This is a genomic window from Thauera aromatica K172 (assembly GCF_003030465.1).
Classification (GTDB): Bacteria; Pseudomonadota; Gammaproteobacteria; order Burkholderiales; family Rhodocyclaceae; genus Thauera; species Thauera aromatica.
This window is the reverse complement of record NZ_CP028339.1, coordinates 1988185-2002162: the sequence shown is the minus strand read 5'-3', so window position 1 is coordinate 2002162 and position 13978 is coordinate 1988185. Positions and strand designations below refer to the sequence as shown.

At 66.8% G+C, this 13978-nt stretch carries 11 protein-coding genes; 7 read left to right on the top strand and 4 right to left on the bottom strand.

The genetic code is table 11. The annotated features are described in order from the left end of the window. Window positions 1-55: 55 nt before the first annotated feature. From Tharo_RS09465 to Tharo_RS09435, 7 genes are all read left to right on the top strand, one after another. Window positions 56-838, top strand: a complete 783-nt coding sequence (locus Tharo_RS09465; protein ID WP_107220960.1) for an SDR family NAD(P)-dependent oxidoreductase — start codon at window positions 56-58, stop codon at window positions 836-838. Window positions 839-902: 64 nt separating this feature from the next. Then, window positions 903-2069, top strand: a complete 1167-nt coding sequence (locus Tharo_RS09460) for an acyl-CoA dehydrogenase family protein (protein WP_107220959.1) — start codon at window positions 903-905, stop codon at window positions 2067-2069. Window positions 2070-2229: 160 nt separating this feature from the next. Beyond that, entirely contained in the window at window positions 2230-3801 is a 1572-nt protein-coding gene (gene hbdA, locus Tharo_RS09455; RefSeq protein ID WP_107220958.1) for a 3-hydroxybenzoate--CoA ligase HbdA, read from the top strand. Window positions 3802-3883: 82 nt separating this feature from the next. Then, window positions 3884-4654, top strand: coding sequence for an enoyl-CoA hydratase (locus Tharo_RS09450; RefSeq protein ID WP_107220957.1), 771 nt, complete (start codon window positions 3884-3886; stop codon window positions 4652-4654). Between the two features lie 146 nt (window positions 4655-4800). After that, window positions 4801-5835, top strand: a complete 1035-nt coding sequence (locus Tharo_RS09445) for a TRAP transporter substrate-binding protein (RefSeq protein ID WP_107220956.1) — start codon at window positions 4801-4803, stop codon at window positions 5833-5835. 137 nt (window positions 5836-5972) lie between these two features. Beyond that, window positions 5973-6428 (top strand): acyl-CoA thioesterase, encoded by a 456-nt coding sequence (locus Tharo_RS09440; RefSeq protein ID WP_107220955.1) that lies wholly within the window; start codon window positions 5973-5975, stop codon window positions 6426-6428. Between the two features lie 145 nt (window positions 6429-6573). Continuing rightward, a complete protein-coding gene (locus Tharo_RS09435) occupies window positions 6574-9306 on the top strand; it encodes a bifunctional acetate--CoA ligase family protein/GNAT family N-acetyltransferase (protein WP_107220954.1) in 2733 nt (910 codons plus the stop codon). Window positions 9307-9495: 189 nt separating this feature from the next. On the opposite strand, the gene Tharo_RS09430 is transcribed toward Tharo_RS09435, so the two are convergent. From Tharo_RS09430 to Tharo_RS09415, 4 genes are all read right to left on the bottom strand, one after another. Further along, the gene (locus tag Tharo_RS09430; RefSeq protein ID WP_107219580.1) at window positions 9496-10794 is read right to left on the bottom strand and encodes an IS1182 family transposase; all 1299 of its coding nucleotides are present in this window, start codon (window positions 10792-10794) and stop codon (window positions 9496-9498) included. 73 nt (window positions 10795-10867) lie between these two features. Beyond that, window positions 10868-11539 carry a LutC/YkgG family protein gene (locus Tharo_RS09425; protein WP_107220953.1) on the bottom strand — a complete coding sequence of 224 codons (672 nt, stop codon included), beginning with the start codon at window positions 11537-11539 and terminating at the stop codon, window positions 10868-10870. A gap of 7 nt (window positions 11540-11546) precedes the next feature. Further along, window positions 11547-12986, bottom strand: coding sequence for a LutB/LldF family L-lactate oxidation iron-sulfur protein (locus tag Tharo_RS09420; RefSeq protein ID WP_107220952.1), 1440 nt, complete (start codon window positions 12984-12986; stop codon window positions 11547-11549). Further along, window positions 12983-13819, bottom strand: coding sequence for a (Fe-S)-binding protein (locus Tharo_RS09415; protein WP_107222382.1), 837 nt, complete (start codon window positions 13817-13819; stop codon window positions 12983-12985). Before Tharo_RS09415 ends, Tharo_RS09420 begins: the two co-directional genes overlap by 4 nt. Between the last annotated feature and the right edge of the window lie 159 nt (window positions 13820-13978).

Below are 13978 nucleotides of genomic sequence, written 5' to 3'. Positions count from 1 at the left end.
GCCTCCTGTACTGCGCCCGCCTGCCGCCCTCCAACCCTGCCAAGGACTCCTGCCGATGACGCATAGTCGTGCACTTTCCGGAAAACATGCGGTGATCACCGGTGGCGGCCGCGGTATCGGTGCGGCCATCGCCCACAGCCTGGCGGAACAGGGCGCCGCCGTCACCCTGATGGGGCGAACCCTTCCCCGGCTGGAACAGCAGGCAGAGGAGCTGCGTGCATTCAGCCAGGTGCACTGCGAAGCCGTCGACGTCGCCCAGGCCGATTCGGTCGCAGCCGCCTTTGCCGCAGCGCAGGCACGCCTCGGCCCGGTCGACATCCTGGTCAACAATGCCGGCCAGGCGCTCAGTGCGCCGTTCGTCAAGACCGACCCCGCACTCTGGCAGCAGATGCTCGACGTCAACCTCACCGGCGTCTTTCTCGGCACCCGGGCCGTTCTGCCCGGAATGCTCGCCGCCGGCTGGGGGCGCGTGATCAACATCACCAGCACCGCAGGACAGAAAGGCTACCCTTACGTCAGTGCCTACTGTGCCGCCAAACACGGCGTGATCGGCCTGACCCGGGCCCTGGCCCTGGAGACGGCGCGGAAGAACGTTACCGTCAATGCCGTCTGCCCCGGCTACACCGACACCGACATCGTCCGCGACTCGGTCTCGAACATTCAGACCAAGACCGGGCGCAGCGAGGCCGAAGCGCTGGCCGAACTGACCCGCTTCAACCCCCAGGGCCGCCTGGTCCGGCCCCAGGAAGTCGCCAACGCGGTCCTCTGGCTGTGCCTGCCGGGCTCGGAGGCGATCACCGGCCAGTCGATCTCGGTCGCCGGCGGCGAAATGATGTGACCTGACCGGATATACCGTCCGCATTAAATGCGGCCGATGACTCAACAAGCAAGTGGAGCGTGCAGTGAGCGAAAAATCCTATCTCGAGTGGCCTTTCTTCGAAGATCGCCACCGCAAGCTGGAAGCCGAGCTCGACAGCTGGGCCACGAACAACATCAGCGAGCACCACGGTGAGCTCGACTCCGCCTGCCGCGAGCTGGTCGCCAAGCTCGGCGCCGCCGGCTGGCTGCGCTACTGCGTCGGCGGCACCTCCTACGGCGGAGAGCACGAAACCATCGATACGCGCTCGATCTGCCTGCTGCGCGAAACCCTAGCACGGCACTCGGGTCTGGCCGACTTCGCCTTCGGCATGCAAGGCCTGGGCTCGGGAGCGATCACCTTGCACGGCAGCGACGCCCAGAAGCGCGAATATCTGCCCCGCGTCGCCAGCGGTCAGGCCCTTGCCGCTTTCGCCCTGTCCGAGCCGGGCTCCGGCTCCGATGTCGCGGCGATGGCTTGCAGCGCGCGCCTGGACGGCGAGTATTACGTCCTCGACGGCGAGAAGAGCTGGATCTCCAACGGCGGCATCGCCGACTTCTACGTCGTGTTCGCCCGCACCGGCGAAGCGCCCGGCGCACGCGGCCTGTCCGCATTCATCGTCGATGCCGACACCCCGGGGCTGGAAATTGCCGAGCGCATCGAAGTGATCGCTCCCCACCCTCTGGCCCGCCTGCGCTTTACCGATTGCCGGGTGCACAAATCGGCCATGCTCGGCACTCCCGGCCTCGGCTTCAAGGTGGCGATGCAGACGCTCGACATCTTCCGCACTTCGGTCGCCGCGGCCGCGCTCGGCTTTTCGCGCCGTGCCCTGGACGAGGCGCTGCGCCGCGCCACCACCCGCGAGATGTTCCAGCAAAAACTCGCCGACTTCCAGATCACCCAGGTCAAGCTCGCCCAGATGGCGACCAGCGTGGATATTTCCGCCCTGCTCACCTACCGCGCCGCCTGGCGCCGCGACCAGGGCCACAAGGTGACCCGCGAGGCGGCGATGGCGAAGATGACGGCGACCGAAAGCGCCCAGCAGGTGATCGATTCCGCGGTCCAGATCTGGGGCGGTTGCGGGGTGGTCAGCAACCACCCGGTCGAACTCCTGTACCGCGAGATCCGCGCCCTGCGCATCTACGAAGGGGCGACCGAGGTGCAGCAGCTGATCATCGCCCGCCAGACCCTCACCGCCTACGAAGACAGCTGAGCAGGCCTGCCGGGCCTGCCCGCCGAAGCGAGCAGCCCGGTCGGATCATCGGTGCCGGCCAGCGGACCCGATCGTGCCCTAGCGTCAACTGCACGCCCGGTTCCCTATGCCGCCCCATCCGCCCCAGCGGGGCGATTTACCGCGATTCGGAGCAAGCACGATGTCTGAACAACTGCAGCCGCAACAAAGCATGAACGCCGCCGACGAGATCATCGGCCGTCCCCTGGCGCAGGGCCTCGGCGAACAAACCGCGATGCTGTGCGCAGAGCGCTCGATCACCTACCGCGAGCTCGATGCCGCAACCAACCGTCACGGCAACGCCCTCCGGGCCCATGGCGTCGGCAAGGGCGATCGCGTCCTCTTCCTGATGGACGACTCTCCCGAACTGGTCGCGGCCTATCTGGGCACGCTGCGCATCGGCGCGGTCGCGGTCGCCCTCAACGTACGCCTCGCCCCGCGCGACGTCCTCTATGTGATCCAGGACAGCGCCTGCCGTCTGCTCTATATCGACGCTGAGTTCCTCCACCTATACCAGCAGATCGCCGGCGAGCTCGAGCAGCCGCCGCAGGTCGTCGTCCGCGGCGACGAAGCCCCCGCTCCGGCCATCATCGCCTTCAAGCACTTCCTCGATGGCCAGGCCGCCACCCTGGAGTCCGTTCAGGTCGCGCCGGACGATGTCGCCTACTGGCTGTATTCGTCCGGCACCACCGGGCGCCCGAAAGCGGTCATGCACGCCCATCGTTCGGTGCTGATCGCCGACCGCCTGGAACGCGAGTATTTTGGCATCAAGCCCGGGGACCGGGTATTCACCACCTCGAAGATGTTCTTCGGCTGGTCGCTCGGCCATTCCCTGATGGGCGGCCTGCAGTGCGGCGCCACCGTCATCGTCGCCCCCGGATGGCCCGACGCCGAGCGCGTCATGGCCACGGCCGCGCGCCACCGGCCGACGATCCTGTTCAGCACCCCGGTGATGTACCGCAACCTGCTGCGCGAGGGTGCGGGCGAATCGGCAGCCATGCGCGACATCCGCCACTTCGTCTCGGCCGGGGAAAAACTGCCGGAGAATATCGGCCAGCAATGGCTCGACACCTTCGGCATCCCCATCACCGAAGGCATCGGCGCCTCGGAAACCGTGTTCCTGTTCCTGTGCGCCCGCCCCGACGCGTACCGGATCGGCTCCTGCGGCAAGCGCGTCCCCTGGGCGGAAGTCCGCTTGCTCGACGAGCTGGGCAACGAGATCACCACCCCCGACACGCCGGGCCTGATCGCCATCCGCATGGCATCGCAATTCGTCGGCTACTGGAAGCTGCCCGAGACCACCGAAAAAGCCCTCCGCGATGGCTGGTACTACCCGGGCGACATGTTCAGCTTCGATGCCGACGGCTTCTGGTACCACAACGGTCGTGCCGACGACATGCTCAAGATTTCCGGCCAATGGGTCAGCCCGGGGGAAATCGAAAGCTGCGCATCGGCCGTGCCGGGCATTGCCGAAGCCGTGGTGGTCGCCGTTCCCAACGACGACGGTCTGACCCGGCTGACCCTGTTCATCGTCCCCGAGGATCCGTCGGCGAGCCAGCAGAAGCTGAGCGAAGCGGTGATGACGACCCTGCGCGGCACGCTGTCGATCTACAAGTGTCCGCGCACGATCCAGTTCCTCGAAGAGCTACCACGCACGGCCACCGGCAAGGTGCAGAAATATCGGCTGCGCGACATGCTGCAGGCGACCCTCTGAACAAGGGTGAAGCAATCCCCGTGCGCGGCAGATTGATTCACGTCTGCCGGTTTTTCGCCCTATCCTGCTTCAGGAGTCCCTCATGAGCGTAGTACTGGTCGAGCAGCCGACACCCGATGTCGCCGTCGTCCGCCTGAACCGCCCCGACGCCCGCAACGCCCTCAACCAGGAAGTCCGCAGCGCACTGGCCGAGCACTTCGACCGTCTCGGCCAGGCGGCCGAAGTACGCTGCATCGTCCTCACCGGCGGCGAGCGCTGCTTCGCCGCCGGCGCCGACATCCGCGCAATGGCCGACGCCGGTGCGATCGAGATCATGCTGCGCCAGACCCAGCGCCTGTGGCAGGCGATCGCAGCCTGTCCGAAACCGGTCATCGCCGCGGTCAACGGCTATGCCTGGGGCGGCGGCTGCGAACTCGCAATGCACGCCGACATCATCATCGCCGGAGAAGGCGCGAGTTTCTGCCAGCCCGAAGTCAAGGTCGGCATCATGCCTGGCGCCGGCGGCACCCAGCGCCTGACTCGCGCCGTGGGCAAGTTCCAGGCGATGAAAATGGTCCTCACCGGCCTCCCGGTGAGCGCGCGCGAAGCCCTGGCGATGGGCCTGGCCAGCGAAGTGGTGGCCGATGACGCGGTCCAGGCGCGTGCCCTCGAACTGGCCCGCCACATCGCCACCCTGCCACCGCTTGCCATCGCCCAGATCAAGGAGGTCCTCCTTGCCGGTCAGGATGCCTCGCTCGACACCGCCCTGATGCTCGAGCGCAAGGCTTTCCAGCTGCTGTTCGCAAGCGCGGACCAGAAAGAAGGCATGCGCGCCTTCCTGGAAAAACGCCCCCCTGTGTTCCGCGGCGGCTGAGCCTCGTTCGCGCCGATCCTGACGCTGCATTGCTGTACCATCGGAACAAAAATGCCGGTCAGAAAGCCGGTCATTTCAGGGCGGGTCACAGCCACGGGAACCCGTCCTGCATCACACCAAGTGGCGCATGTGAGGAGAAGCGAAGCATGAGAGGAAAGCACCTGAGCGCAGTGCTGGTCACCACAGCAGCAGCGCTATTCACGACGGCGGCGACGGCCCAGGAAGTCATCCTGAAGGTGTCGCACATGTGGCCGACCACGGCACTCGGACATCAGCAGCTGGTGCCCTGGTGCGACAAGATCGCAGCCGAGTCGAACAACCGCATGAAGTGCCAGATCTACCCGGCGATGCAGATCGGCGGCACCCCGACCCAGGTGTTCCAGCAAGTCGTCGACGGCATTGCCGACATCGGCTGGACCCTGCCGGGCTACAACTCGGGCCGCTTCCCCTCGGTCGAAGTGTTCGAGCTGCCCTTCATGTCCCACAAGGCGGAAACAACCAGCCGGGCGCTGTGGGAATACTATGAAAAATATGGGCAAAAGGACTTTGCCCAGGTCAAGCCGCTGGCCTTCCATGTCCATGACAATGGACAGGCCCACAACAGCAAGCGGCCGATCCAGACGATGGAGGATTTCAAAGGCCTGAAGATGCGCGCGCCGACCCGTCTGACCAACAAGATGCTGGCCGAGATGGGCGCCTCACCGGTCGGCATGCCGATGCCGGCAGTGGTGGAGGCAGTCTCCAAAGGCGTCATCGACGGCTACCTGCTGCCATGGGAAATCGTGCCATCGATGAAGCTGCACGAACTGACCCGCTATCATTCCGAAACGGCTGCAACCGAACCGGCACTGTACTCGGCAGTATTCGTGGTGGCGATGAACAAGGCCAAGTACGACAGCCTGCCGGCCGATCTGAAACAGGTCATCGACGCCAACTCGGGGATCGAGCTTTCCGCCCGCCTGGGCCGTGCGTGGGACGATTCGGCCGCGCCCTCGCGCGAAGTGGCGATCAGGAACGGCAACCAGTTCAACACCATTCCCGCATCCGAAACCAGCAAGTGGCGCGGAATCGGCGATAAGATTGCGGCCGAATGGGTGACAGAAGTAACGGCCAAGGGCTATCCAGGCCAGGCCATGCTGGACGAAGCACGCAAGCTGGTCGAAAAACACCGGGCACAATAAGCGCTGCGCACAGCGGCCTCGGCAGTGCCGGCATAAGCCCGCGCGGCGATGCCGGCGGGGCGGCCCCGTAGCCCGGGGTCGCCCCTTTTCTCCCCCCTTTTTTCTCCTCTCCCGCCAACCACAACAAGACTCTTCCAATGCACCCCAACACCGCGTTCGAAAAAAATCACCTGATCCGCTTCCATCACTGCGACCCCGCCGGCATCGTCTTTTACCCCGAATACCTGGTCATCATCGACGAGCTGGTCGAGGACTGGTTCATCGAAGGCATGGGCACGAGCTTTGCCGATCTCCACATGAACGATCGCATCGGCGTCCCCGCCGCACGTATCGAGGTCGACTTCATCGCCCCCAGCAAGATCGGCGACATTCTGTGCCTGAGCCTGCTCGTCACCCGCCTCGGTAACAAGTCGTTCACGATCAGGGTCGAAGGCCGGGTCGGCGAACAGGTGCGCATGCGCGCCATCCTGGTCCGCGTGGTCGCCGGACTCGACGGCCTGCACGGCATCACCATTCCGCCGGCGCTGCGCGAACGGTTGCGCCGCTTCCTCGCCGCCGACGGCGTCGATCTGCTCGAAGCCCAGCAGGCCTGAAACTCCCCGCAGGCACACGGCGGCCCCGCGCCGCCGTGCCCCACGGCCCGCGCACGCCACCGGACAAGCTCCCCTCCCCGGGATGCTTACAGATGCCGCCCAGTGCATTACACTGGTATTTCATCTGAATTCTCGGTCGCGGGTCATGAGTTTCCGACACCTCCAAAGCCTGTTCAATCCGCGCTCCATCGCCGTGATCGGGGCCACCGTGCGCCACCGGCGCATGGGCAACGTGCTGATGCGCAACCTGCTGGCGGGCACCTTCGCCGGCCCGATCATGCCGGTTAATCCGAAGTACGAATCGGTAGCCGGCGTCCTCACCTACCCCAACGTCGCCGCCCTGCCGCAGACGCCCGACCTCGCGATCATCTGCACCCCGCCCAAGGTCATCCCGGAGCTGATCGAGCAGCTCGGCCGACGCGGCACGCGCGCGGTCATCGTCATGGCCAACCAGCTGGCGACGACGATCGGCGCCGACGGCCGCCCGATCTCGGTGGCGATCCTCGAAGCCACCCGGCGTCACGGCATCCGTCTGCTCGGCGGCAGCACGCTCGGCATCCTGGTGCCCGGGCTGGGGCTGAATGCGACCTTCTCCCAGATCCAGGTCCAGCCCGGCAAGCTCGCCTTCGTGTCGCAGCGCGACGCGGTCGGTACCATGGTGCTCGACTGGGCCTTGCGCAAGAAAGTCGGCCTGTCCTATTTCGTGTCGCTGGGCGACGGCCTCGACATCGGTTTCGGCGAAGTGCTCGACTTTCTCGGCAGCGACTCCGATACCCGCGCGATCCTGCTCTACATCGAATCGATCCACGAGCGCCGCAGCTTCATGGCCGCGGCCCGCGCCGCCGCGCGCAACAAGCCGGTGGTCGCGATCAAGGCCGGGCGCTCACCCAACAATCGCCTGCTCGGGGTCTCCGACCCCCTGTTCCTCGACGTTCCCAACCTCGTCAGCAGCGACGACGTCCATGACGCCGTGTTGCGACGGGCCGGCATCCTGCGCGTCGATCACCTCGACGAAATGTTCGGCGCGGTCGAGACCGTGCTCCGCTCCCGCCCCCTGCGCGGCAATCGCCTGGTGGCGGTGAGTAACGGCGGCGGCGCCGGAGTCATGGTCGAGGACAGCCTCTATCTGAGCGGCTACATGATGCCGCCCCTGAAGGAGCAGACCGTAACCCGCCTGCGCCGGATCCTGTCGCCGGACTGGGACGGGCAGAATCCGGTCGAGATCAAGGTCGACTCCGCCCCCTCGCGCTACGAGGAAGTGCTCAAGGTGCTGCAGGAAGAGCAGGACGGCGACGCCGTGCTGCTGATGCACACACCCAACGCCCTGAGCAAGAGCATGGACGTGGCTCACAGCGTGATCAAGACCGTGCGTGAGATCGGCGGCAACGTCATGACCTGCTGGGTCGGCGACGAAAGCGTCGCCGAGGAGCGCCGCCTGTTCGTCGATGCCGGCATCGCCACTTTCGATACCCCCGAACATGCGGCGAGCGCCTTCCTCCACATGTTCAACCACCGCATCGCCTCGGAAGTGCTGACCCAGGTACCGCCGTCCGAACCGGTCGAGTTCAGGCCCGACGTCGCCCGCGCGCGCGGCGTGATCCGGGCCGCGCTCGATGCCGGCTGCACCAGCCTGAGCGAGGCCGACTCCAAGGCCATCCTCGAGGCCTACGGCATCCCGGTGGTGCAGACCCACCTCGCCGCGACCCCGGAAGAGGCCGGGCGGATCGCCGAGCGCATCGGCCTGCCGGTCGCGCTCACCGTGATGTCGCGCGACATCCGCCGCAAATGGGACGTGGGCGGCATCGCGCTGAACCTGGAAACCGCCGAAGCGGTCGAGGCCGCCGCCCACGGCATGCTGGCGCGCGTCGGCAGCACCCACCCCGACGCCACCATCGGCGGCTTTACCGTGCAGCGCATGGTGCTGCGCGGCCATGCCCGGCAGTTGCTCATCGGCGTCACCACCGACGCCTTGTTCGGGCCGCTGATCCTGTTCGGCGAAGGCGGCCGCGCCCTCGAAATCTACCGCGGCCTCGGCGTCGGCCTGCCGCCGTTGAACCTGCCGCTCGCCCACGACCTCATCGACCGCACCAAGGCCGCCGCCCTGCTCGACGCGCGCCCGCATCTGCCGGCGGCCGACCGCGACGCGATCGCGCTGACCCTGACCAAGGTGTCGCAGATCGTCGTCGACCTGCCGGAAATCGCCGAGCTCGACATCAACCCCCTGTTCGCCGATGAAAAAGGCGTGCAGGCGATCGACGCCCACATCCGCCTGTCGGCCGAGCCGCGCCAGGAATACCGCCTCGCCATCCAGCCCTACCCGAAGGCGCTGGAAGAAAAAGCGGCGCTGCGCGATGGGCGCGAAATCCTGCTGCGTCCGATCCGCCCCGAGGACGAGCCGGCGCACTACGACTTCCTGTCGCGGCTGACGCGGCAGGACTTCACCTACCGCTTCTTCCACTACATCCCGAAGTTTCCGCGCCGCGAAATGGCACGCCTCACCCAGATCGACTACGACCGCGAAATGGCCTTCATCGCCAGCGCGATCGATGCCGACGGCAAGCCGGAAACGCTCGGCGTGGCGCGCGCGGTGGCCGATCCGGACAACGACACCGCCGAGTTCGCCCTCGTCATCCGCTCCGACATCAAGCGCCAGCGCCTCGCCACGCTGCTGATGAACAAGCTGATGGACTACGCCCGCCAGCGCGGCATCCGCCGCTTCGTCGGCGACGTGATGTCGGAAAACGAGCCGATGCTCAAGCTGCTGCAGTTCCTCGAGTTCCGCTTCGTCCCCTCGGGCGAGTCCGGCATCGTGCGCGCCGAACTCGACCTGCAGCCTGCCGCCAGCGCTGCACCCACGACGCAAGCGGCGGCCAAATGAGGGCCTCCCGGCCCCGCCATGCGGGCCGGGGGCGAGCATCCTTTCCTCAGAGCTTGTGAGCTTTTCGGTTATGCCCACCGAAGGGGGCGCAAGTGGGCTTGTGACCGCCGTGGCGGCCAGATGATCTGTTCAGCATAAAGGCACTCGCGTTATCTGGTTTTTCGGGTCGTTTTTCGCCGTTTCGTACGTTCAAGCCCCGATTCCGGTCACTGCAGACGCACCTTTCCCGAGGGCGAGCATCTCCGGCGCGAGGCTGGCCATACGCATCAGGTTGTGGGCCAAGGCAAAGAACAGGACCACGCACTTGACCTTGGCCAGTCCGCGCACGCGGAACTGCTGCAGTCCCCGGTTGCGGCTTTGGGCATTGACGCACTCGGCGGTTGCGGCGCGGTTCTTATAGATCGCCTTGGCCTCGTCGGTCCCCATGCGCGCTCGCCACGCCGCCACCGCAGGACTGTCATCCGGCTTGGGCTGGTGCGGATCCACCGTCTTGTCCTTGGCCGCCGGCACCGGCCCGTACACCGTGGTGTGCGCGCTGGCTTGTTCGACCTGCTGGTGACCCACGAAGCCGCCATCGACCAGCCAGGCCTCGGGCGCCTGACCGCAACGCTCGCGCACCTGCTCGATCATCGGCACCATCTGACCCTGATCACTTCCCGCCGTGGCCACCTCGACGCCCACGATCACCAGCGAATCGACGTCGCTGGCCAACTGCGGGTTGTAGGCGGGCCGAAACCCGCCGTCGCCCATCTTCATGACCGTCGCCTCGGCATCGGTCGTCGAGGCGCGCGCCTGATCGGCGGCCTTGCCTTGGCGGCGCTTGATCGCTTCGAGCTCGGGCAAGCGCGCCAGCGCCTCAGCCACCCGGGCCTCGCGCTCACGGGCCGCGCGCAGCCGTGCCGCCTGACGAGCCCGATCGGCCTTGCCCGGGTCGGCTTCGAGCTCGGCCTTGAGTTGCGCAACCCGCTCGCGGGCCGCCTCCAGGTAGCCCGCGAGCTTGTCCTCGCGCCGGAACGATCCCGCCCCCGCGCTGGCCCGCACCCGCATGCCGTCATGCGCCACCTGGCGCAGCTTCACCACCCCGGCGTCGATCAGCGTTGCCACATTGGCGCTGAGCAACTCGTCGAGCGCCTCGCCGTGATCCTTCCGGAAGTCCGACAGCGTGTGGTAATTGACCTGCACCCCGCCGCACAACCAACGGTACGCATCATGCGCATCGGTCAGGCGCGCCACCTCGCGCGCGCTACCCACCCCGTCGAGCGTCGCGTACAGCCACAGCGACAGCAGGATCTCCGGCGCAATCGCCGCCCGACCAACCCCGCCCTCACGCACCCGGATCCGCTCATAGAAGCGCCCCAAGTCCTGCCCGGCCACATACGACCACACCAGCCGCGCCCGATGACCTTCCGGCAGCAGCGACTCGAGGTCGCTGGCGCGAAACTCCATCTGGCTGCGGTTCGGCAGAACCACGCGGGCGTGAGCTGTCATGACTGGGTTACCGGAGGGTGGCTGGAATGCAAGAATTATACCAAATGAATTGGCGGGAAATTTTCACAAACTCTCAGGCGTCCTCGAGGATCAGCACGAGCAACTCCTTCGGCCCGTGCGCGCCATAAGCCAGGGTCTGCTGGATATCGGCCGTCTTCGACGGGCCCGAAACCAGCAGCGCATTGGTCGGCAAGCCCTCCGTCCAGCCCTGTGCACGCATCGCTTCGTACAGGTTGTCATGGACTTCGCTCGCCTTCAGCAGCGCGATATGCAAGGGCGGCACCAGACTCATCAGGCGGGGCTCCTGCGGCGTCGGCCACAGCACCAGGCTGCCGGTGGCGGCGATGGCGCCGAGGGTGCCGGTGAGGCTGGCCGGGGTATGGAAGAACAGCTCGTCCTTCCAGGCCTCGACCGGGCGGTCATAGGCCTTCAGGCGCAGCGTGCCGCCGGCAGCGGCGAGATGAGCGGCCAGCTGCCGCCCATGAGCGCTTTCCGGCGCGACCAGCAGCTCTTCGATGGCGCGTGCGGCGAGCGCTTCGAGCACCCGCGCCGGCCATTGCGCGGCGGTGGTGAGCGCGGTCTCGCCGTGCACGGCCTCGAGCATTTCGCGCAGGCGGGCGATCCGCCGTTCGGGCGCATAGCGCCACGGCTCGGTCACCAGCGCCTCGTCATAGTCGTCGGCAAGCGCCGTCGTGCCTTCCAGGCTGGTGCGCAGCCTGGCGAGAATCCTGTCCCTGGCGTTCATTCAGTCCTCATTCGTCACCGAGATGGTCGTGGGCGAGTTCGTGCAGCGTGCGCGGAGCGAGCCGGGGAGCGCTGCGGTGCTCGGTCCAGGGGCCGATCCTGGGCGGCATCAGACCACGGAAGCGGGTTCCGGCGTAAGTGAAGGCCTTGTACAGCGCGGGCGAAGTGTTCATCTTGCGCCAGGCCTTCCACACCAGAGTCTCCTTGGCCGAATACTTCGCCCCCTGGCCGCGCATGAAGTGCGGCTCGGCCTGCGGTGGCCGCACCGCCTCCTCGCGCAGGCGGCGGAGCAAGGCGGGAATCGGGATCTTCACCGGACAGACTTCGCCGCAGGCGCCGCACATCGACGAAGCCGTGGGCAGGTCGCGGGTGACCTCCAGGCCGAGCATGTGGGGGGTCACGATCTTGCCGATCGGCCCCGGATACACCGTGCCGTAAGCGTGGCCGCCGATGCGGGTATAGACCGGGCAGTGATTCATGCAGGCGCCGCAGCGGATGCAGTTCAGCGTCTGGCGCAGCTCGCTGTCGGCAAAGGCCTGGCTGCGGCCGTTGTCGAGCAGTACCAGGTGCACTTCGCGCGGGCCGTCGAGTTCCTCGTCCTTGCGCGGGCCGGAGATCACGTTCACATAGGTGGTGATCGCCTGGCCGGTCGCCGAACGCGTCAGCAGCGACAGCAGCGGCACCACGTCGCGCAGGTTCTCGACCACTTTCTCGATCCCGGTCACCGCGATATGTACCGGCGGCACGGTCGTCGACATCCGGCCGTTGCCCTCGTTTTCCACCAGCAGCAGGGAGCCGGTTTCGGCGACGGCGAAGTTCACCCCGGAGACGCCGATATCGGCCTCGAAGAATTTGCGCCGCAAGGTCTCGCGCCCGATCCGGATCAGGCGGTCGACATCTTCGGTGTAGTCCACGTCGAGCTTGTCGTGGAACAGCTTGGCGACCTGCCCGGCATTGAGGTGGATCGCCGGCATGATGATGTGCGAGGGCTTCTCCTCGCGCAGCTGGACGATGAACTCGCCCATGTCCGACTCCAGGCAGTCGACGCCGCGTGCGGCGAGAAAATGGTTCATCTCCATTTCCTCGCTGACCATCGACTTGCCCTTGATCACCTTCTTCGCCGTATGGGTCTCGGCGATGCGCTGGACGATGGCATTGGCCTCGTCCACCGTCTCCGCCCAGTGCACCTTGACGCCGTTGCGTGTCAGCCTGGCCTCGAGGCGCTCGAGCAGTTCGGGCAGCTTCGACAGCGCCCGCGCCCGCACCCGGTTGCCGAAGGCGCGCAGGCGCTCGAGCTCGTCGCCATCGGGAAACTGCACCAGGCGCTTGGCCATCAGCGAGTCCATCGCACCGCGGAAGTTGCGCCGCAGCTGGGCATCGCCCAGCGCCTCGCGGGCGTTGCGCTTGAAGGCGATCGGCACTCCCGCTTGTCCGACGGCGGCGCTCATTTCCCCGCCTCCTGCCCAGCCTTGGCCGCCGTGCGGCGCAGCAGGAAGCTGGCCAGGTGTTCACCGCGCAGGGTGTCGCCCTGCTTCTCGAACGCACCGTTGATGTTGAGCAGGCAGCCGCAGTCGGCACTCACCACTTCGGCGGCCCCCGAAGCGTTCAGCGCAGCGGCCTTGTCGCGCACCATCGCCCCGGAAATATCGGGCATGCGCACGCTGAACGCGCCGCCGAAGCCGCAGCATTCGCTCTCGTGGTCATGCTCGACCCGCTCCACCCCGGCCAACTGGGCGAGCAGCGCGCGGCCGTGCTCGTGGGTGTTCATCTCGCGCCGTGCCGAACAGGACGTGTGCAATGCGACCCTGACCGGTGCGCCGCTGTCGCGCAGCTGCACCCGGCACACGTTCAGCAGGAACTCGGCCAGTTCGTAGGTGCGCTCGGCCAGCGCGGCGACCTGCGCCAGGGTTTCCGGCTCGTCCTTGAACAGCTCGAAGTAATGGTGGCGGAACATGCCGGCGCACGAGCCCGAGGGCACCACCACCGGCCAGTCACCGCCGAACAGGGCAAGCTGCGCGCGCGCCACGGCACGGGCCTCGTCGGTGTAGCCCGAAGTGTAGGCAGGCTGGCCGCAGCAGCTCTGGGCCTGCGGAAAATGGACCCGGATGCCCTCGCGCTCGAGCAGGCGGATCGCGTCCATGCCCGCATCCGGAAAGAACAGGTCGAGTACGCAAGTGCCGAACAGGTACGCATCGGACGGTTTCGCCGGGTAACTGCGCGGCGGCGCCGGCGGCGGCGCCACGCGGGTGGTGTTGGGTGCGGCGAAGGGGGAGTGGCTCATGCGCATCGTCTCCGAAGGTTTTGTCCATTCTGCAGCAGCCGCAACCCCGCCGCGACTGCTGATAACACTGATATTCAGCTCGCCCGCCACCGATCGGCGACGCCCGGAACATGGATGGGGTATGACCGGGATGAAGGGAAAAACTGTACATATCCGCCG

Bases quoted from the DNA above. Each gene is read 5' to 3' on its own strand.
- hbdA (WP_107220958.1), top strand. From the start codon at position 2,230: ATGTCTGAACAACTGCAGCCGCAACAAAGCATGAACGCCGCCGACGAG.
- Tharo_RS09430 (WP_107219580.1), bottom strand. From the start codon at position 10,794: ATGACAGCTCACGCCCGCGTGGTTCTGCCGAACCGCAGCCAGATGGAG.
- Tharo_RS09440 (WP_107220955.1), top strand. From the start codon at position 5,973: ATGCACCCCAACACCGCGTTCGAAAAAAATCACCTGATCCGCTTCCAT.
- Tharo_RS09435 (WP_107220954.1), top strand. From the start codon at position 6,574: ATGAGTTTCCGACACCTCCAAAGCCTGTTCAATCCGCGCTCCATCGCC.
- Tharo_RS09465 (WP_107220960.1), top strand. From the start codon at position 56: ATGACGCATAGTCGTGCACTTTCCGGAAAACATGCGGTGATCACCGGT.
- Tharo_RS09425 (WP_107220953.1), bottom strand. From the start codon at position 11,539: ATGAACGCCAGGGACAGGATTCTCGCCAGGCTGCGCACCAGCCTGGAA.
- Tharo_RS09415 (WP_107222382.1), bottom strand. From the start codon at position 13,819: ATGAGCCACTCCCCCTTCGCCGCACCCAACACCACCCGCGTGGCGCCG.
- Tharo_RS09450 (WP_107220957.1), top strand. From the start codon at position 3,884: ATGAGCGTAGTACTGGTCGAGCAGCCGACACCCGATGTCGCCGTCGTC.
- Tharo_RS09420 (WP_107220952.1), bottom strand. From the start codon at position 12,986: ATGAGCGCCGCCGTCGGACAAGCGGGAGTGCCGATCGCCTTCAAGCGC.
- Tharo_RS09445 (WP_107220956.1), top strand. From the start codon at position 4,801: ATGAGAGGAAAGCACCTGAGCGCAGTGCTGGTCACCACAGCAGCAGCG.